Annotated in this window: 18 protein-coding genes; 11 read left to right on the forward strand and 7 right to left on the reverse strand. The window is 52.0% G+C overall.

The genetic code is table 11. The annotated features are described in order from the left end of the window. Nucleotides 1-18: 18 nt before the first annotated feature. The 8 genes from A9B99_RS11965 (at nucleotide 19) to fghA (ending at nucleotide 9,175) form a co-directional block, all read left to right on the forward strand. Nucleotides 19-930 carry an aminoimidazole riboside kinase gene (locus A9B99_RS11965; RefSeq protein WP_064597760.1) on the forward strand — a complete coding sequence of 304 codons (912 nt, stop codon included), beginning with the start codon at nucleotides 19-21 and terminating at the stop codon, nucleotides 928-930. 188 nt (nucleotides 931-1,118) lie between these two features. After that, the gene (locus A9B99_RS11970; RefSeq protein ID WP_064598057.1) at nucleotides 1,119-2,654 is read left to right on the forward strand and encodes a carbohydrate porin; all 1,536 of its coding nucleotides are present in this window, start codon (nucleotides 1,119-1,121) and stop codon (nucleotides 2,652-2,654) included. Nucleotides 2,655-2,731: 77 nt separating this feature from the next. Then, nucleotides 2,732-4,102, forward strand: coding sequence for a sucrose-specific PTS transporter subunit IIBC (locus tag A9B99_RS11975; RefSeq protein WP_064598054.1), 1,371 nt, complete (start codon nucleotides 2,732-2,734; stop codon nucleotides 4,100-4,102). Then, nucleotides 4,102-5,520, forward strand: coding sequence for a sucrose-6-phosphate hydrolase (locus A9B99_RS11980; RefSeq protein ID WP_064597761.1), 1,419 nt, complete (start codon nucleotides 4,102-4,104; stop codon nucleotides 5,518-5,520). The genes A9B99_RS11975 and A9B99_RS11980 overlap by 1 nt, the downstream gene beginning before the upstream one ends. A gap of 26 nt (nucleotides 5,521-5,546) precedes the next feature. Further along, complete coding sequence (locus A9B99_RS11985) at nucleotides 5,547-6,554, forward strand: substrate-binding domain-containing protein (protein WP_064597763.1); 1,008 nt, start codon at nucleotides 5,547-5,549, stop codon at nucleotides 6,552-6,554. Between the two features lie 132 nt (nucleotides 6,555-6,686). Next, nucleotides 6,687-6,962, forward strand: coding sequence for a metal/formaldehyde-sensitive transcriptional repressor (locus tag A9B99_RS11990; protein ID WP_064597765.1), 276 nt, complete (start codon nucleotides 6,687-6,689; stop codon nucleotides 6,960-6,962). A 200-nt stretch (nucleotides 6,963-7,162) separates the two neighbouring features. Continuing rightward, complete coding sequence (locus A9B99_RS11995; RefSeq protein ID WP_064597767.1) at nucleotides 7,163-8,275, forward strand: S-(hydroxymethyl)glutathione dehydrogenase/class III alcohol dehydrogenase; 1,113 nt, start codon at nucleotides 7,163-7,165, stop codon at nucleotides 8,273-8,275. 69 nt (nucleotides 8,276-8,344) lie between these two features. After that, nucleotides 8,345-9,175 (forward strand): S-formylglutathione hydrolase, encoded by an 831-nt coding sequence (gene fghA / locus A9B99_RS12000; RefSeq protein WP_064597769.1) that lies wholly within the window; start codon nucleotides 8,345-8,347, stop codon nucleotides 9,173-9,175. Between the two features lie 73 nt (nucleotides 9,176-9,248). Here the strand turns inward: fghA and A9B99_RS12005 are convergent, their stop codons facing one another. From A9B99_RS12005 to A9B99_RS12025, 5 genes are all read right to left on the reverse strand, one after another. Beyond that, entirely contained in the window at nucleotides 9,249-10,340 is a 1,092-nt protein-coding gene (locus A9B99_RS12005; protein ID WP_064597771.1) for a DUF6708 domain-containing protein, read from the reverse strand. Nucleotides 10,341-10,382: 42 nt separating this feature from the next. After that, a complete protein-coding gene (locus tag A9B99_RS12010; RefSeq protein ID WP_064597772.1) occupies nucleotides 10,383-11,465 on the reverse strand; it encodes a DUF6708 domain-containing protein in 1,083 nt (360 codons plus the stop codon). Continuing rightward, entirely contained in the window at nucleotides 11,462-14,110 is a 2,649-nt protein-coding gene (locus A9B99_RS12015; RefSeq protein WP_064597774.1) for a T6SS effector BTH_I2691 family protein, read from the reverse strand. Before A9B99_RS12015 ends, A9B99_RS12010 begins: the two co-directional genes overlap by 4 nt. Nucleotides 14,111-14,464: 354 nt before the next feature. Next, nucleotides 14,465-15,817 (reverse strand): glutathione-disulfide reductase, encoded by a 1,353-nt coding sequence (gene gorA / locus A9B99_RS12020; protein WP_064597776.1) that lies wholly within the window; start codon nucleotides 15,815-15,817, stop codon nucleotides 14,465-14,467. Nucleotides 15,818-15,919: 102 nt separating this feature from the next. Next, entirely contained in the window at nucleotides 15,920-16,762 is an 843-nt protein-coding gene (locus tag A9B99_RS12025; RefSeq protein ID WP_064597779.1) for a 23S rRNA (adenine(2030)-N(6))-methyltransferase RlmJ, read from the reverse strand. A 243-nt stretch (nucleotides 16,763-17,005) separates the two neighbouring features. Between A9B99_RS12025 and prlC the strand changes: the two genes are divergently transcribed. Both prlC and rsmJ read left to right on the forward strand, forming a co-directional pair. After that, the gene (gene prlC / locus A9B99_RS12030) at nucleotides 17,006-19,048 is read left to right on the forward strand and encodes an oligopeptidase A (RefSeq protein WP_064598059.1); all 2,043 of its coding nucleotides are present in this window, start codon (nucleotides 17,006-17,008) and stop codon (nucleotides 19,046-19,048) included. Between the two features lie 8 nt (nucleotides 19,049-19,056). Further along, the gene (gene rsmJ / locus A9B99_RS12035; protein ID WP_064597781.1) at nucleotides 19,057-19,812 is read left to right on the forward strand and encodes a 16S rRNA (guanine(1516)-N(2))-methyltransferase RsmJ; all 756 of its coding nucleotides are present in this window, start codon (nucleotides 19,057-19,059) and stop codon (nucleotides 19,810-19,812) included. Nucleotides 19,813-19,890: 78 nt separating this feature from the next. Here rsmJ and uspA read toward each other — a convergent pair whose 3' ends face one another. Continuing rightward, a complete protein-coding gene (gene uspA / locus A9B99_RS12040; protein ID WP_064597783.1) occupies nucleotides 19,891-20,328 on the reverse strand; it encodes a universal stress protein UspA in 438 nt (145 codons plus the stop codon). A gap of 396 nt (nucleotides 20,329-20,724) precedes the next feature. Between uspA and uspB the strand changes: the two genes are divergently transcribed. Then, on the forward strand, nucleotides 20,725-21,060 hold the full coding sequence (uspB, locus tag A9B99_RS12045) for a universal stress protein UspB (RefSeq protein WP_064597785.1): 336 nt from the start codon (nucleotides 20,725-20,727) through the stop codon (nucleotides 21,058-21,060). 235 nt (nucleotides 21,061-21,295) lie between these two features. Here the strand turns inward: uspB and pitA are convergent, their stop codons facing one another. Next, nucleotides 21,296-22,789, reverse strand: coding sequence for an inorganic phosphate transporter PitA (gene pitA / locus A9B99_RS12050; protein WP_064597786.1), 1,494 nt, complete (start codon nucleotides 22,787-22,789; stop codon nucleotides 21,296-21,298). Nucleotides 22,790-22,842: the final 53 nt, after the last annotated feature.

Genomic DNA, 22,842 nt, shown 5'->3' on the forward strand with positions numbered 1-22,842 from the left:
AGTTTATGAGGATAAAACATGTCTGGAAAAGTATGGGTGCTGGGCGATGCCGTCGTTGACCTGCTGCCCGATGGAGCTGGTCGTTTATTACAGTGCCCGGGCGGTGCGCCTGCCAATGTTGCGGTAGGTATCGCCAGGCTCGGAGGGATAAGCGCTTTCATTGGCCGGGTGGGTGATGACCCGTTCGGTCATTTTATGGCGCAGACACTGCAGGCGGAACAGGTTGATACCCGGTACCTCACATTCGACCCACAGCAACGCACCTCAACCGTTGTGGTTGCTCTGGATGAGCAGGGTGAACGCACTTTCACCTTTATGGTCAGGCCCAGTGCGGATCTTTTTCTTGCGCAGAGTGATGTTCCTGTGATGGCCGGTGGTGAGTGGCTCCATGTCTGTTCCATTGCACTTTCCGCTGAACCCAGCCGTAGCACAGCATTTGCGGCAATGTCACAAATTCGCCAGGCGGGAGGTAAGGTCAGCTTTGATCCTAATATTCGCGAAGATTTGTGGTCTGACCCGGTTTTATTGCGCGAATGCCTTGGCAAAGCATTAGCACTGGCCGACGTGGTTAAGCTTTCCGAAGAGGAGCTGGCGTTTATTATGGCTTCACCTGGTGCGCCAGCGAGCCTGGAAGCGTTGGCTGCGCATTACCACATTCCATTGCTGTTGGTGACTCAGGGCCGGGCTGGTGTTATGGCCTGCTTTGAGGGAGCGGTACAGCATTATCCGGCAGAGGCTGTGGAAAGCATTGATACCACTGGCGCAGGTGATGCTTTTGTTGCCGGGTTACTGTGGGGACTGGCACGCGATGGTTTCCCGCAAACTATGCCACAACTGGCACCATTAATGGCGACAGCTCAACGTTGTGGGGCCCTGGCGACAACCGCTAAGGGGGCCATGACCGCATTACCTTTCCGTCACTGTCTGTAAACCGGGTTTCCTGGGGACTTCTGCGGGCTGTCTGTCAGCCCGATTTGCGAAGCTTGTCACAATGACTAAAACGGTTTAGCAGAATATGTTGCATGGCAAATTCTGACATGATTATGATTCAAGCCTAAACCGGTTTAGCAAGTTAGCAAAAAATGATGATACCTCTCTTTCAGGAAAGCCTCACCATGATGAAAAAAAGCATTCTTGCAATAAGCATTGGCTTGCTAATCGGCTCTCAGACCGCTTTCGCCGATACGGACTTAACCAGCATTGAAGCTCGTCTTGCCGCAATGGAGCAGCGGTTACAGGCTGCAGAACACCGTGCGGATATTGCTGAACACCGGGCTGAGGCCGCAGAACAACAGGTGAAAAACCTGGCGGCATCCCAACAAAAAACTCAGGCAACGGTTGTACAGGCTCAGGCGGTTGCTCAACAAACGGAGCAACGCACCGCTCGTCTGGAAGAAAAAACCAACGCCAGTGATGGCTTTGAATTTCATGGCTATGCACGTTCTGGCTTGTTGATGAATGATTCTGCGGCGAAAACCCAGGGAGGCCCAACCTTCACGCCTGCAGGGGAAACGGGTGGCCATGTGGGGCGTCTCGGCAATGAGCCGGATACCTATCTGGAAATGAATCTTGAGCACAAGCAGACCCTCGCCAATGGTGCAACCACGCGTTTTAAAGTGATGCTGGCTGACGGGCAAAGAACCTATAACGACTGGACTGCTTCCTCCAGCGACCTGAATGTGCGCCAGGCTTTTACCGAACTCGGCCATTTGCCTACGTTCACTGGCGCGTTCAAAAACAGCACGGTGTGGGCCGGTAAACGCTTTGACCGCGATAACTTTGACATCCACTGGATTGACTCTGATGTCGTGTTCCTTGCCGGGACTGGTGCCGGTATTTATGACATGGCATGGAGCGACAATGCGCGCAGTAACTTCTCCTTGTATGGCCGCACTTTTGGCGATATTGAGAACAGCGAAAACACAGCGCAGAACTATATCCTGACCCTGAACAACTATATCGGGCCGGTGCAGTTAATGGTTAGTGGTATGCGGGCAAAAGACAATAATGAACGGCGCGATATTGATGATAACCTGGTGAAGAAAGACGCTGCCAATACCGGTGTCCATGCTTTACTGGGTTTACATAACGACAGCTTCTACGGTCTGCGGGATGGCACATCAAAAACAGCATTGCTGTACGGCCACGGTCTGGGTGCGGAAGTAAAAACAGTCGGGGCCGATGGCGCGCTATTGCCAGAAGCGAATACCTGGCGGCTGGCAAGCTACGGGATGACCTCTTTAGGTGATGGCTGGCACATCGCGCCTGCGGTGCTGGCGCAAACCAGTAAAGACCGTTATGTCAAAGGTGACAGCTACCAGTGGGCAACACTTAACCTGCGTTTTATTCAGGAATTTACCCAAAACTTTGAAATGCAATACGAAACTACTTACCAGTATATGGACTTACGCCCGCAAGGCTATAACAGCCGTAATGCCGTAAGTGGCAACTTCTACAAACTGACAGTGGCACCAACGCTGAAAGCCAGTGATGTCGGTGAGTTTCTCAAACGCCCTGAATTGCGCCTGTTCGCAACATGGATGGACTGGGATCATCGGCTGGATAACTATTCCAGCAGTGACAGCTTTGGCAGCAATGGCTTTACCGCCGGTGGTGAGTGGAACTTCGGCGTGCAGATGGAAACCTGGTTCTGACAGGCATGGGCCTTCGGGATGACGTTCAGCCTGAAGGCCTTAAACCACAATTAACAACAATAAACACAGAGGTCATCATGGACTTTGAACAGATTGCCCGATCATTACTCCCCTTGATCGGCGGCAAGGAAAACATCGCCAGTGCGGCTCATTGTGCAACACGCCTGCGGCTGGTTCTGGCTGATGACGCCAAAGCCGATACATCCGCTATTGAGAAAGTTGATGGTGTAAAAGGGTGTTTTCGCAATGCCGGGCAGTTGCAGATTATTTTTGGCACTGGCGTAGTCAACAAGGTTTATGCCGCATTTGTTACCGTTGCCGGAGTCAGTGAATCCAGCAAATCAGAAGCAGCGACACTGGCCGCCAAAAAATTAAATCCTTTCCAGCGTATTGCCCGCCTGTTATCCAATATTTTTGTGCCTATCATCCCTGCCATTGTTGCTTCTGGTTTGTTGATGGGGCTTCTGGGGATGGTGAAAACCTACGGCTGGGTTCAGCCCGATAACGCGCTGTATATCATGCTGGATATGTTCAGCTCAGCAGCCTTTATCATTCTGCCAATTTTAATCGGTTTTACCGCAGCCCGTGAGTTTGGCGGCAACCCATATCTGGGGGCCACCCTTGGCGGGATACTGACTCACCCTGCGCTCACTAATGCCTGGGGTGTGGCTGCCGGTTTCCATACCATGAATTTCTTCGGCCTGGAAATAGCAATGATTGGCTACCAGGGTACCGTGTTCCCGGTATTACTGGCGGTGTGGTTTATGAGTATGCTGGAGAAACAGTTACGCCGGGTGATTCCGGATGCACTGGACCTTATTCTCACTCCTTTCCTGACAGTGATTATCTCGGGTTTTGTTGCGCTGTTGCTTATCGGTCCGGCAGGCCGCGCACTGGGTGACGGCATTACTTTCGTCCTCACCACCCTGATAGCCCACGCCGGGTGGCTGGCAGGTTTAGTCTTCGGCGGGCTCTATTCTATTATTGTGATTACCGGTATTCACCACAGTTTCCACGCCATTGAAGCCGGTCTGTTAGGTAACCCGTCTGTTGGGGTCAACTTCCTGTTGCCCATTTGGGCAATGTCCAATGTGGCTCAGGGCGGTGCCTGCCTTGCAGTGTGGTTTAAAACCCGCGATGCAAAAATTAAAGCCATCACTCTCCCTTCCGCTTTTTCCGCAATCCTGGGTATTACTGAAGCGGCTATCTTCGGGATTAACCTGCGCTTTGTGAAGCCGTTTATTGCCGGGCTGATTGGTGGTGCGCTGGGTGGTGCGTGGGTGGTTTCCGTGCATGTTTACATGACTGCGGTAGGCCTGACAGGTCTGCCGGGGATGGCAATTGTGCAGGCCGGTTCTTTGCTCAATTATATTATTGGGATGGCTATCGCATTTGCCAGTGCGTTCCTGGTGTCCTTGTTACTGAAATACAAAACGGACTCACAATAATGACTTCTTCTTCTCTACTGCCTGCGTTTTTGCAGGCAGTAATGCAGGGCCAGCCCCGGGCACTGAAAGACCCCCACTACCCGGGCTGGCACCTTGCGCCAGTTACCGGGCTGATGAACGACCCAAACGGGTTTATCCATTTTCAGGGTGAATACCACTTGTTCTACCAGTGGAACCCTTTAGGTTGCAGCCACCAGAATAAAAGCTGGGGGCACTGGCGTTCGCAGGATTTGGTGCACTGGCAGCATGCTCCCATCGCCCTGATCCCCGGGGAAGACTATGACCGCAGTGGGTGTTATTCCGGCAGTGCTGTGGATAACCAGGGCCAGTTAACCCTGTGCTACACCGGTAACGTAAAGTTTGACGACGGCAGCCGTACTGCCTGGCAGTGCCTGGCGGTAGAAAATGCCCAGGGCGGGTTTGATAAAACGGGCCCGGTTCTGGCGTTGCCTGAAGGGTATACCGGGCATGTACGCGACCCGAAAGTTTGGCGGCAGGGTGAAACCTGGTACATGGTGCTGGGAGCGCAGGATAAACAAAAGCAAGGCAAGGTGCTGTTATTCCACTCAGGTAACCTCACTGACTGGACGCTGGCCGGTGAAATTGCTGGCAGTGGCCTGGGGGGGCTGGGCGAAGCAGGTTATATGTGGGAATGCCCGGACCTGTTTCACCTCGATGGGCAGGATGTGTTAATCGCCTGCCCGCAGGGTGTCACAAAGCAGGAAAAACGCTTTCTGAATACTTACCCTGTAACATGGTTGTGCGGCACCCTGCAGGCAGACGGCGCAACTTTCCACCATGGCCCACTGGCAGAGCTGGACGCCGGTTTTGAGTTCTATGCCCCACAAACTGCACTGGCGGAAGACGGGCGGCGGCTGTTAATTGGCTGGATGGGCGTTCCTGATGGCGAAGAGATGCTGCAGCCAACGGTGAAAAATGGCTGGATCCACCAGATGACCTGCCCGCGCCAGCTTTCTCTGAAGCAAGGGCGGTTATTCCAACAGCCGGTAACTGAATTGCAGATGTTGCGCGAAACGGAATCTGGCTGGCAAGGGCTGGCGTCGCAGGCTCCCGAAATTCCAGCTGAGCGGCTGGAGATCTTGTTGACCCGTCCCCCGGGGAAGAGTGCCACCCTGCATTTTGGCAATGACGACCTGGTGCTGACCTGGAGTGACTGTGAATTATGCCTCGCCCGGCGTAGCCTGGAAAACGGTGAGTGGCAGTACCGTTACTGGGATGCCCCAGCCACCGGGTTGCAGATTCTGTGCGACCATTCAAGCATTGAGATTTTTATTAATCAGGGTGAAGGTGTGATGAGTAGCCGTTATTTCCCGGCGCAGCCTGCCACACTCTCTTTTTCCGGCGAAGCAGAACTGCAGGTACGCTACTGGTCGTTACGCGCCTGCATGGTAGAATAGGGTTTTACATCAACCAATTCGCTGCCGTGAGAAAAACCAAACGTATTACCATCAGTGATATTGCCAGCCTGGCAGGTGTCTCGAAAGCGACTGCCAGCCTGGTGCTTAATGGCCGGGGCAAGGAGTTGCGTGTTGCACAGGAAACACGCGAACGTGTGCTGTCTGTTGCCCAGCAACACCATTACCAACCCAGCATTCACGCCCGCCTGCTACGCGACAGCCGCAGCCACACTCTGGGCCTGGTGGTGCCGGAAATCACCAACTACGGCTTCGCTGTTTTTTCTTATGAACTGGAAACCCTGTGCCGTGAAGCCGGGTTGCAGTTGCTTATCTCTTGTACCGATGAAAACCCCGGCCAGGAAGCGGTGGTGGTGAGTAACCTGGTGGCACGCCAGGTGGATGGCATCATTGTGGCTTCCAGCATGCTCAACGATGCGGATTACCTAAAACTGAGTGAGCAGTTACCGGTTGTACTTTTTGACCGCCATATGAGTGACACCACCCTGCCACTGGTAATGACTGATTCTGTCTCGCCCACAGCGGAGCTGGTTGCCCGGGTGGCAGGTAAGTATGCCGACGAGTTTTATTTCCTTGGCGGGCAGCCGCGTTTGTCCCCAACCAAAGACCGGCTGGAGGGGTTCTGTAAAGGGCTGGAACAGGCTGGTGTGGAACTGCGCCCGGAATGGATTATTCATGGTAATTACCACCCCAGCAGCGGTTATGAAATGTTTGCCACGCTGTGCGCCCGGCTGGGAAGGCCGCCGAAGGCCTTGTTCGTTGCTGCCTGTGGTTTGCTCGAAGGGGTGCTGCGTTATATGAGCCAGCATAATTTGCTGGACAGTGATATTTACCTGGCCAGTTTCGATGACCACTACCTGTATGATTCTCTTTCAGTGCGCATCGATACCATTCAACAGGATTGCCGCCAACTGGCGGGTGACTGTTTTGAAATGATCACGCAGTTAGTAGACAACCAGGAGCCCACACCACACCAGCGACGCCTGCCTGCATCTATTCAGTGGCGGCACAGTTAGTGGCAGTGCGCCCGGCAACCAGCGGGCGCCACATCACGCAACGTTTATTTCTGGTGTGAACAGAAAACTCGCTGGTCAGTAATTCCGTGTTAGACTACATTCAATATACCCCCATCCCGTATAGGAGAGCCTGTGCCACATTCACCTGAAGATAAAAAACGTGCTCTTAACCGTATTAAGCGTATTCAGGGGCAGTGCGAAGGCATTCAACGTTCACTGGAAGCAGGCGCCGATTGCGCACCAATACTGATGCAAATGGCCGCTGTGCGTGGGGCAATGAACAGCCTGATGGCCGAAATTTTGGACAGTTATATTCGTGAGGAATTTGCCGGGAAACTGCGTGAGGAGAGTGAAAATGGGGCTGATATTGATGAGCTGGCAAAGCTTGTGCGCTCTTATTTTAAATAATTTTCCTTAAATATAAGTATGTTGTATTCTTTTTGTTAATGCTTCTCTTGTAATGTATATACCCGGTAGGGGTATATGTTCTATACTCCCCTCATCATGCGATAGCCTGGCTATCCTTTCTTGTGTCGCAGCCATTAATAACGATATCCGGGCTGTTTTGCAGCGCTACGCTGTGCCTTTTTGATAAGTGGAGTTCCTACATGAAATCTCGTGCCGCTGTTGCTTTTGGTCCTGGTAAACCGCTGGAAATTGTTGAGCTGGATGTGGCTCCACCGCGTGCAGGCGAAGTGATGATCAAAATTACCCATACCGGTGTTTGCCATACCGATGCCTTTACGCTTTCTGGTGATGATCCGGAAGGGGTTTTCCCGGTTGTACTGGGCCACGAAGGTGCCGGTGTAGTGGTTGAAGTGGGTGAGGGGGTGACCAGTGTGCAGCCTGGCGACCACGTTATTCCACTGTACACTGCAGAATGTGGCGAGTGCCTGTTCTGTAAATCCGGTAAAACCAACCTGTGTACGGCTGTACGCGCCACTCAGGGTAAAGGGCTGATGCCAGATGGTACTACCCGTTTTTCCTATAATGGCGAACCGGTTTATCACTACATGGGGTGCTCCACATTCAGTGAGTACACTGTTGTGGCTGAGGTTTCTCTCGCAAAAATTAACCCGCAGGCCAACCATGAGCAGGTGTGCCTGTTAGGTTGTGGTGTGACTACCGGAATTGGTGCTGTACATAACACGGCTAAAGTTCAGCCGGGTGATTCTGTGGCTGTGTTTGGCCTGGGCGGTATCGGTCTTGCGGTTCTGCAGGGCGCACGCCAGGCGCAGGCCGGGCGGATTATCGCTATTGATACCAACCCGGCTAAATTCGAGCTGGCTAAGGAGTTCGGTGCCACAGAGTGCATCAACCCTAACGATTACGATAAGCCCATTCAGGACGTGATCATTGAAATGACCGGCTGGGGTGTTGACCACTCTTTTGAATGCATTGGTAACGTAAAAGTGATGCGTGCTGCGCTGGAATGTGCACACCGTGGTTGGGGCCAGTCTGTGATTATTGGTGTGGCTGGCGCGGGCCAGGAGATCTCTACTCGCCCATTCCAGTTAGTTACCGGCCGCCAGTGGAAAGGCTCTGCCTTTGGTGGGGTGAAAGGGCGTAGCCAGCTGCCTGGCATGGTTGAAGATGCAATGCGCGGTAAAATCGCACTGAAACCGTTTGTCACCCACACGATGCCGCTGGACGAAATCAATACTGCTTTCGACCTGATGCATGAAGGGAAATCTATCCGTTCTGTTATTCATTACGATTAATGCACCTGTCTGGCGGGCGGTTAACAGCCTCCCGCCGGCTGCTGACATCACGGAAACAGGAGAAAACGGATGCAAAAAGTTGAAGAACACTGGGTGTGTGGCGGTTTACAGCAAGTGTGGCGCCACGATTCGCACACCCTGAATTGTGCCATGCAGTTCGCGGTATTTGTGCCTCCTCAGGCAAGCCAGGCTCCTTGCCCGGTGCTGTACTGGCTTTCCGGGCTGACATGCAACGAGCAGAATTTTATTACCAAGGCAGGTGCGCAGCGTTATGCCGCTGAGCATGGTGTGGTGCTGGTAGCACCAGATACCAGCCCCCGCGGTGAAGGCGTTGCCGATGATGCTGCCTGGGATTTAGGGCAGGGCGCCGGGTTCTACCTCAATGCGACCGAGTCGCCCTGGAAGCCCCATTACCAGATGTATGACTATGTGCTTAATGAACTGCATGCGCTGGTGCTGGCTTCCTTCCCGGTAGTGGATAAACGCAGTGTGTCTGGTCACTCAATGGGTGGGCATGGTGCGTTAGTGCTGGCATTACGCAACCCGCACGCCTTTTGCAGTGTGTCTGCCTTTGCGCCCATTGTTGCTCCCACACAGGTTCCCTGGGGTGAGAAAGCGTTCTCCGCCTACCTGGGGGAAGACCGGGCAGCCTGGCAGCAGTATGACGCGGTGGCGTTAATCAACAGCGGCCATCGGGTGAAAGACCTGCTGGTGGACCAGGGGCTGGGCGATAACTTCTATGAAGAGCAACTGAAAACCGGGTTGTTAAAAACCGCTTGTGAACAGCAAAACCTGCCGCATACGATTCGCCTGCAGGGCGGGTATGACCATAGTTATTACTTTATCGCCACGTTTGTTGGTGAGCATATCGCCTGGCATGCGAAGCATTTGTGCCAGTAGTGGGCATGGTGCAGTAAAGGCAGGCAATTTAATTGTCCTGCCTTTACTTTATGCTGGTACCGAACGCCGGTAATTAGTCATTACGCTCTTGAAGGCCATACTGGTTTTTCAGGCGGGCAATAATGCGGTCCATGGCACTGGTTTCTTTGGCAAACGTACGTGCATGGCGTTTTTTGCCCTGCATGGCGAGCATGGGGCGCCAGAGTTGTGGCGGGTTGTTTTCGGGGCCTTTACTGACCGGGTCGTCTTCAGCCACCTGGCAGGCCGCCATGATGTCAGCAGGCCAGCAGGGTATTTTACTGGTGAGCATCACCAGCCAGCGCACAAGGCTGACGGCCAGAAAAAGGGGTATCAGGGGAATATGAACTGACCATCCCATTCTGGAAACTTGTGTACTGATATAGAGCAGGCCAAACAGCCAGCCCTCTTTTTGCTGGTCAACGGGCGGGCACCAGGGAATGGTATCGGCCAGGTCCGGCAGGTATTCGTCGCCTTCTTCCATATAGCAGCGAATAAATTCCCAGTATGCATCGATAAATTCCTTACCCCAGTTTAATTCAACAGATAACGGAATGATCTGGGTGATGGTATTGCCGTCTTTCTCAGTTAGGCAACCAATCAAAGACCAGTCTTTTGAACATTGTCCTTTTTCTCCGTAGAGAACAAAACGCATATCGCACCAGGGTACGGTCTGCACGTTACCGCCCGTCTGCCAGATATACACCATGCCAGTTTTACGGTTAAAGCGGATGGGGTAGTAGGTGCTGAAAAATATCTCAGAGATAAATGCCTTATATGAAAAGAATGAGATGGGTAACACGAAGATTAGCCATACAACAGCCATGATAAGAATACCGATTAACTCAACTTCTTCCAGCCAGATCATTTCATAAATAGGAATCAGGAAACACATAATAAATGCGGTACTAAAGATAACTCCCCCTCCGAGCGTCATTACTCCTCGCCAGTTATAGCCTCGGTCCACTACTTCAAGGTAGGTAGAATTAAGGCGTACCACACTGTCAAACCCGGACACTCCTCGCACATCGGGGTTGCTTTGAGTTTGCGAGTAGACTTTCAGTACGCTGTCATCACTGAGCTTGCTGAAAGAGGTATAAAACCGTAATGAGGGGTCGGCGGATACACGTTCAAAGGGATTAATCATGGGCATTTCCTTTGCCGGTTGGTGGGAGAGTGAAGTGTTGCATTATTTTTCGCCGCCATACTGGTTTTTCAGGCGTGCAATAATGCGGTCCATGGCACTGGTTTCTTTGGCAAACGTGCGTGCATGGCGCTTTTTGCCCTGCATGGCGAGCATGGGGCGCCAGAGTTGGGGCGGGTTGTCTTCCGGGCCTTTACTGACCGGGTCGTTTTCAGCCACCTGGCAGGCCGCCATGATGTCAGCAGGCCAGCGCGGTATTTTACTGGTGAGCATCACCAGCCAGCGCACAAGGCTGACGGCCAGAAAAATGGGTATCAGGGGGAAATTGACCAGTAAGCCAATACGGACAGGCTGTTTGCTGATATAGAGCAGGCCAAACAGCCAGCCCTCTTTTTGCTGGTCAACGGGCGGGCACCAGGGAATGGTATCGGCCAGGTCCGGCAGGTATTCGTCGCCTTCTTCCATATAGCAGCGAATAAACTCCCAGTACATATCAATAACTTCCGGGGTCCAGTCTAAATTAATTGATAGCGGAATCGCCTGGGTAACGGTATTACCGTCTTCGGCAGTGAGGCAGCCAATCAGGGACCACTCTTTTGAACGAAATTTCTTTTCTTCGTAGAGGACAAAACGGATATCGCGCCAGGGGATGGTCTGCACTTTTCCACCGGCCTGCCAGATATACACCATGCCTGTTTTACGGTTAAAGCGGATGGGGTAGTAGGTGCTGAAAAACATCTCGGCCAGTAATACCTTATATGACAGAAGTGATACGGGTAATATCAATACCACCCACACCACAGCCATGATAAGAATACCGGCTAATTCAAACGCTCCCAGCCAGATCATTTTATAAACCGGGATGAGAAAGTTAAGTATAAATGTAAGACTAAAGATAAATCCACCTAACAGGGTCATTCCTCCCCGATAGTCATAGCAGCGGTCCACCATTTCCATATAGGTGGAATTAAGGCGTACCACACTGTCAAACCCGGACACTGCCTTCACATCGGGGTTGCCTTCAGTCTGTGAGTAGACTTTCAGTACGCTGTCATCACTGAGCTTGCTAAAAGTGGTATAAAACCGGAATGAAGGATCGTAAGGTGTGCGTTTAAACTGATTAATCATGCTTCCCTCCCTGTACTGAACAGGGCGCTATAAGCCTCAAGTTCCATTTGGCTGTTGGGGAACATAGCAGGAATTTTCTTTTCCCCGGGCGGGATACACCGCCATTTGGTACTGAGTAACCAGGTTTGCACATTGTTGCGGTTCTGGCTTACCAGCCAGATACCGGAGCCAATCACCAGCAGTATGCCGATAAAGAGCGCGGCCTTGCTAAAGAAGATGGCGGCCAGGGCTGAGCCGCTGATTGCTAATGAGGACACCCTCATAACCAGCAGCAAACGGACTATAATGTCCTTACTGGTATTGATGGTGATTATCCCCACACCAGCGCCATTTAGCAGGTGGGCAATACCGGTATCATATTTTTTCCGCTCAAAATCAGATACACCCTCTGTTATCTCTATTACTGAGTACAACGCTCCTCCGCCAAACCCCAGCCATTTCCAGAAATTATGCCCCGCTACTCTCAGAACGAAATCTCTGATTCTGGCAGGAATGGAGGGCATCTCCAGCATTGCCAATGGTGCCAGAACCATTCGGAGTGACTCTGCAGATGTCGCCACCGCCATACTGGCATTGGCAACCAGACGGGCCTGTTCTTCCGATGTCGCCGGGAGGCCGCTTTCGTTAAGCCCTTTAAACAGCACCACCCACTGGAAGTAAGCCGAAAATGATGTGCCGCCCCACTTTACGGCGTTTACCGTTATTTTCTCGGCAAGCTTGTTACCAGACTGGCCCTGAATATGTGCCAGTGTTGAACCAAGAGAACGTGGAAACAGCTTCCGCGCCAGTTCATCTTCTCGCAGCAGTGCGGTATTGAGTTTCGCCAGCCGTTCCTTGACTGGCATTTCGCGTAACTTAGCCACTTCACCCACATCGATAATTCTTGGCAGCACCATTCGTTTTGAACTGGTTTCAGGCAGGTCTGCGACCAGTTTGTCTGCCATTTTTTGCATAGCGGAATACAGCCTGCCACCACTTCTGCCACTCATTTCCAGCAACTCACCCATGCCGATAGTCATGGCCCTGACAAAGTTTTTGGTGCCCGGTGCAGCCGTTACCACAGAAAACGCCTTGCCCTGCATGGCCAGCATGGCGACAGAAAAACGCACCGGTACGGCTTTCAGCATCAGATCAATGGACTTCATCATGGCGTTTGACCAAAGCAGGCTAAGCTTTTCCAGCCCGGATAAAATGGCGGGAGCATATTGACCGCTGGATGCCGCTGCGGCATCTCCCAGTCTGTCCCAACTGACATCAAACCACCAGTCCTGCCCACTGACCTGGAGGCTGGCATTTACTTGCTCAATCCAGTTATCGTTGTTAAAAAATGCGGCCCGTTGAATATAATTTCCCCGGGTCAGGTCAGCATGATTTAACTGCTCATTGATAAGCTCAATAACACCGCCTTTGTCCTCCATGCCTTTAAGTACTTTGTGGACCGTATCAATATAGCGTGCGCCACTGCGGGCACAGGTGGCATCAAAGTGTTGGATAAAATAACTCACCATTTCCGGGCTTTTTAGCCAGGCAAGATACATGCGGGTAAGGGGAACAAGAGTCTGCTCATTAAATGCTAACAACCATGCATCAAACTCTTTGCCAAAAGCATCAACCTGTTCACGGTCAATGTATTTCTCATAATTTCTCTGCCAGGTGTTATCTACCCTTCCTGCCCGGCTGCCATCACTGACTCGGCGCATTTCGTCTGCAAGTTTAGGCATGGGTATTTGTGGGCCAGCCGGAGAATGCCAGCCATAGCGTAATTTTTGTTCGCTACGAGAGTCACTTTCCTTAGCGTACATGTAAAAATAGTTACGCATTGACTCTTCCAGGTTATTAACCATTACATACAATGCGGTATCTCGTTGTAGTTTCGGGTCGCTATTAATTGCTTCGGCCATTTTATGGTGCGCCAGTGCTGATATTTCAGTAGCGATGCCTGCCGGGTCGGGGAGTACCAGAATAGCGCCGTTGCCTGCACTCAGCGTTTCAGCGGCCTGGTGCAAGTCTGCCGCCGAGTGGGAGCCCGGTGCTTTCAGCGGGGAAGGTGCCCATTTTTTTAGTGTACTGTTGCGTAATGCCGGGGAATATTCTGCGACTGTGCCGGTAAGTTGGCTGAGCGGTACCGCCTGCTGCCCACCACGAGTGATAAGCCATGCGTCCATATCAAAGGGTTGCATATGCAGGCTGCGCCAGGCGGCATCCTCATGTTGCTGGCGCACTGCGGGCGTCCATTGTTCTTCTGACCAGGCAAACCAGAATATGCCATTGGGCATGCCGCCATGCCTTACTGGTAGTGTGATTAATGAAGCAGTTGCCAGTTCTTGTGGGCGGGTGATACAGGGAGTTATTTCGCCACTGGCAATGCGTGGTAATACACTGCCATCTTCGGGTAACGGGTAAAAATAATTGCCATCTGTTACATAATAATTGATCCAGCGCCGGAACTGTTCTGCCCAAATATACAAAAAACCCTGGCGCAACAGCCGGGTGGTATAAACAGCTCCACTCTCTGGATCAACCGGAACTGAAATATTACCGGGAAGCGGAGGAAGACAGTCACTCTCTTCCATAACAGACGGGCGGACAGGTAACAGCGGCAGGCCATAACGGCGGCAAAATTTGCATCCATTCTCACTATTCATCACGATCCTGTGTTTATCGGTAAGCGTTACATTAATGTCTTAGTAAATAAAAGTATTTACCTGGTGGTTATTTGGCCATTATACGCAATTAAAAGAGAATTAAAATTATTTCCCGTCTTTATGGGTGCGCGTTAAATATCATTTTTTATATGAATGGATTGCTTAGAATATTCTGATTTATTTTTCTTATTTCCGTGGCTGGGGGAATGACTTGTGGAGTTAATTATTCTCTCAGGTCTGCGCAGGTGTTGTGTTTTTATTAAAAAATATCAGGTGGGATATTATTAATTAGTCAAAAAAAAACGTTCAGTGTGTGGCTGAACGCTTTTTTAACAGTAAGACTCAGACCGTGTTTTAACGCATCGTCACAAACTCTTCAGACGCTGTTGGGTGAATGGCAACAGTGTTATCGAAGTCCTGCTTGGTGGCACCCATTTTCAGGGCGACAGCGAAGCCTTGCAGAATTTCATCCATACCAAAACCAATGCCGTGAATACCAACGATTTTTTCTTCTGCTCCCACGCAGACTAACTTCATGCGGCACGGTTGGCGGTGCTGTGTTACCGCGGTATACATAGCGGTGAAACCGGATTTATACACTTTCACCTGGTCGTCGCCATATTGCTCACGCGCCTGTGGCTCGGTTAGCCCGACAGTACCAATGGGTGGATGGCTGAAGACGACGGTAGGCACATTGGTGTAATCCAGGTGCTCATCGGGCTTGTTGTTAAACAGGCGTTCAGACAGGCGGCGGCCAGCAGCAACGGCAACGGGTGTCAGTTCGACATGGCCGGTGTTGTCGCCCACAGCATAGATACCTGGCACACTGGTGTTCTGCCATTTATCCACTTTAATGTAGCCTTTTGCATCGGTTTCCACGCCGGTAACGGCCAAATTAAAGGTATCTGTCGCCGGTTCACGGCCAATGGCCCAAATCAGGCAGTCAACTTCGCAACTGCGGCCATCTTCAAGGTGCAGTGTCAGGCTGCCATCGCTGTTTTTCTGCACCGATTTGGGAATGGCCTGGGTGTGCAGTTGCGGCCCTTCGGCGGCCATCACTTCAACCAACGTTTCCACGATGGTTGGGTCAAAGCTGCGCAGTGGTGCGTGTTTGCGTACAAACAGGTGGGTTTCAGCACCCAGCCCGTTCAGCACACCGGCAATTTCTACGGCAATATAACCGGCACCCACCACAGCAACCCGTCTGGGCAGTGCTTTGAGCTCAAAGAACCCGTTGGAATCAATACCGTATTCCACGCCAGGAATTTCCGGGTAGCTCGGGCGGCCGCCTGTGGCAATCAGAATGTGGTCTGCCGTATAAGTTTCGCCATTGACCTCTACGGTTTTGGCATCAACAAAACGGGCAAAACCGTGAATCACATCGACTTTGTTTTTTGATAAACCCGAGTCGTAAGCGGCATGAATACGGTCAATATAAGCACTACGGCTGGCAAGGAGTTTTTGCCAGTCGAAGTTATTCACTGTGGTATCAAACCCATAATCCGGGCCGTACTGGTGAATGGCCTCTGCGATTTGCGCGGCGTGCCACATCACTTTTTTGGGGACACAACCCACGTTCACACACGTTCCGCCCAACGCTTTTGCTTCAATCAGGGCACATTTCTGGCCGTACATAGCGGCGCGGTTAATGGATGCGATACCGCCGCTGCCGCCGCCGATCGCGATGTAGTCGTAATGTTTGCTCATGGGGTTCCTTAGTTTAGTGCGCGGTTATGCCTGCGCAGTGAAAACAGGCCAACAGTATCCGTTTGGACCTGCAATGATGCCACCAATCACTCCAATCAGTGATTATTCGGGCACAATCCAGTTCAGTGCCGTGTGACCAGTACCTTCCGGCACCAGTTTGCCATGAAGCCAGGGCAGAATTTCTGCCATTTGCACTTCCAGCTTCCACGGCGGGTTTATCACTATCATACCTGATGCTGTCATGCCACGATGAGAGTTATCCGGACGCACAGCCAGCTCGATTTGCAAAATACGGCGAATGCCGGTTTCTTCCAGCGCGTGGACCATGCGTTTAATTTGCTGGCGCAGTACTACCGGGTACCACAACGCATACACCCCAGTGGCGAAGCGTTTGTAGCCTTCGGCAATACCTTCTACCACTGCCTGGTAATCCGTTTTAATTTCGTAAGGCGGGTCTATCAGCACCAGAGCACGGCGTGAAACGGGCGGTAATTTTGCTTTCAGTTGCTGGTAACCGTCGCCGCGCGCCACTCGCGCACGGTCATCTTTGCTGAATTCTGTACGTAACAGCGGGTAATCGCTGGGATGCAGCTCAGTCAGTTGCAGGCTGTCCTGCGGGCGCAGTAACTCACGGGCAATCAGTGGGGAACCCGGGTAATAGCGCAGGTTGCCGTTGGTGTTCAGCTGGCGAACTACGTTGATATAGGGTGCCATGGCTTCAGGCAAATCCGGGCAGTCCCACACGCGGGCAATCCCTTCCTGGTGTTCACCCGTGCGCTCCGCCTGTTCACTGTTAAGCAAATAGCGCCCGGCTCCGGCGTGGGTATCCAGGTACAGGAACGGTTTTTCTTTTTCTTTAAGCGACTCAATGATGAGGCTTTGAACCGTGTGTTTTAGCACATCGGCATGGTTGCCAGCGTGAAAGCTGTGGCGGTAACTAAGCATGATTGCGGGAGTCCAGGATGTCTGACAATAATCACTCAGTATACCGGAAAAGTGGTAGCGACGGGAAAGGTGCGGGCCAGCATTGAAATGAGCAGGTTACGCCCCCATGCTATACCTTAATGTATATCCTGATAATACCAGTGATTTGTAGCTCACCAGGCTGCTGGGTTATTTGAGATGTGGACCATTCAGGAACACCAGAGTGCGTGTGGAAACACGCCTCACTTTATTTGGGACTGCGCTATGACCAATCCATTACTTACCGATTTTACTCTTCCTCCGTTTTCTGCAATCAAGCCTGAACATGTTGTGCCAGCCGTGACCGATGCACTGGATGCCTGCCGTGCCGCAGTTGAGCAGGTGGTGGCGCATGGCGCGCCCTGGACATGGGATAACCTGTGCCAGCCTCTGGCGGAAACCGATGACAGGCTGGGGCGGATTTTCTCACCGGTAAGCCACCTCAATTCGGTCAAAAACAGCCCGGAATTGCGTGCAGCATATGAACAAACGCTGCCATTGTTATCCGAATACAGCACCTGGGTTGGGCAGCACGAAGGCCTGTACCAGGCGTATCGCAACCTGCGCGATGGCGAACATTACGCCAGCCTGAGCGTGGCACAGAAAAAAGCAGTGGATAACGCACTGCGAGACTTTGAATTGTCCGGTATTGGGCTGCCAAAAGACAAACAGAAACGCTATGGTGAGATTGCAGCGCGGTTGTCTGAACTGGGTTCGCTCTACAGCAATAATGTGCTGGATGCCACCATGGGCTGGAGCAAACTGATTACCGATGAATCCCAACTGGCGGGGATGCCGGAAAGCGCAATGGCAGCCGCCAAAGCTCAGGCAGAAGCGAAAGAGCAGGAAGGCTGGTTACTGACGCTGGATATCCCGAGCTACCTGCCAGTAATGACCTATTGTGATAACGCAGCGTTACGTGAAGAGATGTACCGCGCTTATAGCACGCGTGCTTCTGACCAGGGGCCAAATGCCGGTAAGTGGGATAACACGCCAGTCATGGAGGAGATCCTGGCGTTGCGCCACGAGCTGGCGGAGTTGCTGGGCTTTGGTAGTTATGCCGAGAAATCTCTGGCAACCAAAATGGCAGAAAACACCGGGCAGGTGCTGGATTTCCTGACCGATTTAGCCAAACGCGCGCGCCCACAAGGTGAAGCGGAACTGGCGCAATTGCGCGCTTTCGCCCGTGAGCATTATGGTGTGGATGAACTGAACCCGTGGGATCTCACCTGGTATGGCGAGAAGCAAAAACAGCACCTCTACAGTATCAGCGACGAACAGCTGCGCCCCTATTTTCCGGAGAGCAAGGCAGTAAATGGCCTGTTCGAAGTGGTAAAACGCATTTACGGCATTACCGCGAAAGAACGCCATGATGTGGACGTATGGAACCCGGATGTACGTTTCTTCGAGCTCTATGATGAGCAGGGCGACCTGCGCGGCAGTTTCTATCTCGACCTGTATGCCCGTGAGCACAAACGGGGTGGCGCATGGATGGATGACTGCGTGGGCCAGTTGCGTAAAGCCGACGGTTCGTTGCAAAAACCCGTTGCTTACCTGACCTGTAACTTTAACCGCCCGGTGAATGGCAAACCGGCACTGTTTACCCATGATGAAGTCACTACGTTGTTCCATGAGTTCGGGCACGGCCTGCACCATATGCTGACACGTATTGATACCGCGGGTGTTTCCGGAATCAACGGTGTGCCCTGGGATGCTGTTGAGCTGCCAAGCCAGTTTATGGAAAACTGGTGCTGGGAACCGGAAGCGCTGGCATTTATTTCTGGCCATTACGAAACCGGCGAACCGCTGCCACAGTCTCTGCTGGATAAAATGCTGGCGGCGAAAAATTACCAGGCAGCAATGTTTATTCTGCGCCAGCTTGAGTTTGGCCTGTTTGATTTCCGCCTGCATGCTGAGTTTTCTCCGCAACAGGGGGCAAAAATTCTCGAAACACTGGCAGAAATCAAAAAACAGGTGGCTGTGGTGCCTTCTCCGGCGTGGGGGCGTTTCCCGCATGCCTTCAGCCATATCTTTGCTGGCGGCTATGCTGCGGGCTATTACAGCTACCTGTGGGCCGATGTCCTGGCAGCGGATGCGTTTTCCCGGTTCGAGGAAGAGGGTATTTTCAACCGTGAAACAGGCTTATCCTTCCTGGATAACATCTTAAGCCGTGGCGGTTCCGAAGAGCCGATGACACTGTTCAAACGCTTCCGTGGCCGTGAACCACAACTGGATGCCATGCTGCACCATTACGGCATTCAGGGCTGAAGTTAACCGTGAACATATGTTTGTTAGCTGAAACAGGCGCCGATCCCGGCGCCTTATCTGTTCTGGCGGCGCGCTGGGGGCTAACCCACGATGAAAATAACGCCATGGCACTGGTACTGACCGCTTCTCAACTGGAATTACGCAAGCGGGATGAGCCAAAGCTCGGTGGTATTTATGTCGACTTTGTCGCTGGCGCGATGGCTCACCGGCGCAAGTTTGGCGGTGGGCGAGGGGAAGCGGTTGTAAAGGCGGTTGGCGTGAAAGGCGAGTATTTACCTGATGTGGTGGATGCGACGGCAGGGCTTGGACGCGATGCCTTTGTGCTGGCCTCTGTAGGCTGCCATGTAAGGATGCTGGAACGTCATCCGGTAGTGGCCGCTTTACTGGAAGATGGCCTGAATCGTGGTTACCAGGACCCGGAAATTGGTGGCTGGCTGCGGGAACGGCTGGCACTGATTCACGGTTCGAGCCTGACAGCGCTGGAAGGGCTGGAACCCCGCCCGCAGGTGGTTTACCTCGACCCGATGTATCCCCATAAGCAAAAAAGTGCGCTGGTGAAAAAAGAGATGCGGGTGTTTCAGTCACTGGTTGGGGCTGATGACGATGCTGATGCACTTCTGGCACCGGCACAACGCCTGGCAACTAAGCGGGTGGTCGTGAAACGCCCGGATTATGCACCGGCGCTGGCGGGTGTCGAAACCCGTTCGGCTATCACCACCAAAAACCACCGTTTTGATATTTACCCCGGCACACCACACGCCTGAAATGAAACACCCTTGCCGCGTTGGCAAGGGTGTGCTTTGTGTTTACCGCACAGAGTGCCTGCGCTGTGCTTACTGCTCTTATTCTTCGTCGTCGTCATTGAGCGGCACAATCAGCATATCAACATGAACCGTATTGATAAGCTGGCGCGCTGAAGACATCAGTTTGCTCCAGAAGTCCTGATGATGGCCGCATACCACAAGGTCAACGTCATATTTACGAATGGCATCCACCAGAACCTGGCCCAGATCTCCACTACCACTCAGGGTTTCAGTAATTGGGTAGTTTGCGCCCGTAGATAACTCTGTCAGTGCGTGATGGGTTTCTTCGGAGATACGTTTCTGCATATCACCCAGATTCACATCAATAAGACCGGTATACAGGTCTGAATAGTTTACGTCGACGTGGATCAGCGAAATTTTCGCATTATATGGGCGGGCCATGGAGACCGCTTTTTCAACCAGAACTTTGCTTTCCGGGGAAAGATCTACCGCAATCAGAATATGTTTGTAAGCCATAATGTTATTCCTTCCATAAGCTGTCGATGAACACATGGACAGGAGAACAACCCAGGCAATTTTGGTCTCCTGTGTGCCCGTATCAGCAAAGCTGGTTTACGGGAACGACTTCCAGCGTAATGACCTCAGGTACTGAATTCCTGTCTACATTATAGCGCGACAGGCGCGCAGTCAATTTGCGCCAGGTTGATATATAACAATCAATTACCTGTTTTGTGCAGTTGTTATCGGTTTGTTGTATGGAAAAAAAAACCACCTGCGACCTACACTATTTAATAAGGCAAGCCGATAAACTTATTATGGCTGGGTGCCTTTAGCTCACTGACCCTTTTGCTGACTGTCTGTTTTGGGGAGCGATGTTATCCGGAGTGGCCGGAAAATCGCCGGGGAGGATGTATGATCAGCACCATTGCGTTGTTTTGGGCGTTGTGTGTCGTATGTGTCATCAATATGGCGCGTTACTTCTCATCGTTACGTGCGTTACTGGTGGTGCTACGAGGTTGTGATCCTTTACTGTATCAGTATGTCGATGGTGGTGGCTTTTTCACATCACATGGTCAACCCAGCAAACAAATGCGCCTGGTAAGATACATTTATGCTAAGCGGTATTCAGACCATCATGATGATGAATTTATTCGCCGTTGTGAACGTGTGCGGCGCCAGTTCATTCTGACAAGTTCATTGTGTGGGTTAGTGATTGTGAGCCTGGTGGGCCTGGCTATCTGGCACTGAGCTGAATGGAATGTGCGCTGAAAAGGTAAGATTAAGCGGGCCTTACAGCCCGCTTATGGTCGATGACAATCCTCACTTTCGCACAGAACCAGAGGGTGTCACCCAATCAAAAACAAGGAAAATCAATTCATTGATTTTCGGCTACTCACTAAAAAGAAGGGAAAACCACGTTTTTCCCTTCTTTTTCATCAATATGAAGCGGGCTTTACAGCCCGCTTATGGTGAAATTTGCAAATCAGATCAGGTGCAATGACAACCAGTACAGGCAGCCGGAAAGCAGAATGGCAGCAGGAAGAGTAAATATCCATGCCATCAGAATGCTTTTAACCGTGCGGCTTTGTAACCCGCCGCCATCAACCAGCATGGTACCGGCCACAGAAGACGACAACACATGGGTGGTGGACACTGGCATGCCGGTGTAGCTGGCAATACCGATAGAAACCGCAGCAGTCATCTGTGCAGACATCCCTTGTGCGTAAGTCATGCCTTTCTTACCAATTTTCTCACCAATAGTGGTGGCAACGCGGCGCCAGCCAATCATCGTACCGATACCCAGGGCCAGCGCAACCGCCATAATAATCCAGATGGGCGCGTATTCGATGGTGCTCAGCATGTCGCCTTTGAGTTTCTTGAGGTACCGTTTATCGTCGGAGTTGGTTTCCGGCAGATTAGCGACTTTGTCTGTCGTATCGGCAATACACAGCATCATACGGCGTAAATGACTGCGTTGCTCCAGGCTCAACTTTTCATAGCTGTCGAGGTTGGCTAACAGGCCTTTGGCAGTATCCAGCGCAAACACAGCACGGCTGGCATCGCAATGGAACTCATGCGCTTCACCCGGAACGGGTGCCAGGTTAGCCGGTGGCGACATATCAATGACATGTTTAACTGCTTCACCATGCTGCTGGAAATAGAGTTCGACGTTCGTCACGGCATCCCGTGTGCGGGTAATGTCGTAACCTGTTGAACTCATGTTTACCACGAAACCGGCGGGTGCCACGCCAATTAATACCAGCATAATCAGCCCGATACCTTTCTGCCCGTCATTCGCGCCGTGGGAGAAGCTGACACCAATGGCAGAAACAATCAGGGCAATACGCGTCCAGAATGGCGGCCTTTTTTTACCATCCTGTTTTTCGCGCTCAGCAGGTGTTAAGTGGACGCGACGGCGTTTTTTGGTGCCGTTCCAGTAGCGGCGCAACAGATACACCAGTCCACCCGCCAGCACCATGCCGACAATCGGAGAAACGATTAGAGAGGCAAAAATATTGATGACTTTTGGAATGTTGAGTGCTTCCACGACGGATGTGCCAGTCATCAGGGCGTTCGTCAGGGCGATACCGATGATAGCGCCAATCAGCGTATGAGAACTGGAGGCCGGCAAACCAAAGTACCAGGTGCCAAGGTTCCAGATAATGGCGGCAAGCAACATGGAAAACACCATGGCAAGACCGTGTGCGGAACCGACATTCAACAATAAGTCTGTTGGCAGCATGTGAACGATGGCATACGCAACACTCAGCCCGCCCAACAGGACACCGAAGAAGTTAAATACAGCAGCCATTACAACAGCCAGTTGTGAGCGCATCGCACGCGTATAAATGACGGTAGCGACAGCGTTTGCTGTATCGTGAAAACCATTGATGGCTTCGTAGAACAACACAAAAGCCAGTGCGAGAACCAATAACAACCCGGTATGCAAATCCAGGTCTGCAAAGAGATGTAGCATAGACGTTAAGCCATTCTGTGGACATGAACGCGGCGCATTATCCAGGACAACTG

The sequence above is a fragment of the Mangrovibacter phragmitis genome, from assembly GCF_001655675.1.
GTDB classification, from domain to species: Bacteria; Pseudomonadota; Gammaproteobacteria; order Enterobacterales; family Enterobacteriaceae; genus Mangrovibacter; species Mangrovibacter phragmitis.

Bases quoted from the DNA above. Each gene is read 5' to 3' on its own strand.
- A9B99_RS11965 (WP_064597760.1), top strand. From the start codon at position 19: ATGTCTGGAAAAGTATGGGTGCTGGGCGATGCCGTCGTTGACCTGCTG.
- A9B99_RS11970 (WP_064598057.1), top strand. From the start codon at position 1,119: ATGAAAAAAAGCATTCTTGCAATAAGCATTGGCTTGCTAATCGGCTCT.
- A9B99_RS11975 (WP_064598054.1), top strand. From the start codon at position 2,732: ATGGACTTTGAACAGATTGCCCGATCATTACTCCCCTTGATCGGCGGC.
- A9B99_RS11980 (WP_064597761.1), top strand. From the start codon at position 4,102: ATGACTTCTTCTTCTCTACTGCCTGCGTTTTTGCAGGCAGTAATGCAG.
- A9B99_RS11995 (WP_064597767.1), top strand. From the start codon at position 7,163: ATGAAATCTCGTGCCGCTGTTGCTTTTGGTCCTGGTAAACCGCTGGAA.
- fghA (WP_064597769.1), top strand. From the start codon at position 8,345: ATGCAAAAAGTTGAAGAACACTGGGTGTGTGGCGGTTTACAGCAAGTG.
- A9B99_RS12005 (WP_064597771.1), bottom strand. From the start codon at position 10,340: ATGATTAATCCCTTTGAACGTGTATCCGCCGACCCCTCATTACGGTTT.
- A9B99_RS12010 (WP_064597772.1), bottom strand. From the start codon at position 11,465: ATGATTAATCAGTTTAAACGCACACCTTACGATCCTTCATTCCGGTTT.
- A9B99_RS12015 (WP_064597774.1), bottom strand. From the start codon at position 14,110: ATGAATAGTGAGAATGGATGCAAATTTTGCCGCCGTTATGGCCTGCCG.
- gorA (WP_064597776.1), bottom strand. From the start codon at position 15,817: ATGAGCAAACATTACGACTACATCGCGATCGGCGGCGGCAGCGGCGGT.
- A9B99_RS12025 (WP_064597779.1), bottom strand. From the start codon at position 16,762: ATGCTTAGTTACCGCCACAGCTTTCACGCTGGCAACCATGCCGATGTG.
- prlC (WP_064598059.1), top strand. From the start codon at position 17,006: ATGACCAATCCATTACTTACCGATTTTACTCTTCCTCCGTTTTCTGCA.
- uspA (WP_064597783.1), bottom strand. From the start codon at position 20,328: ATGGCTTACAAACATATTCTGATTGCGGTAGATCTTTCCCCGGAAAGC.
- uspB (WP_064597785.1), top strand. From the start codon at position 20,725: ATGATCAGCACCATTGCGTTGTTTTGGGCGTTGTGTGTCGTATGTGTC.
- pitA (WP_064597786.1), bottom strand. From the start codon at position 22,789: ATGCTACATCTCTTTGCAGACCTGGATTTGCATACCGGGTTGTTATTG.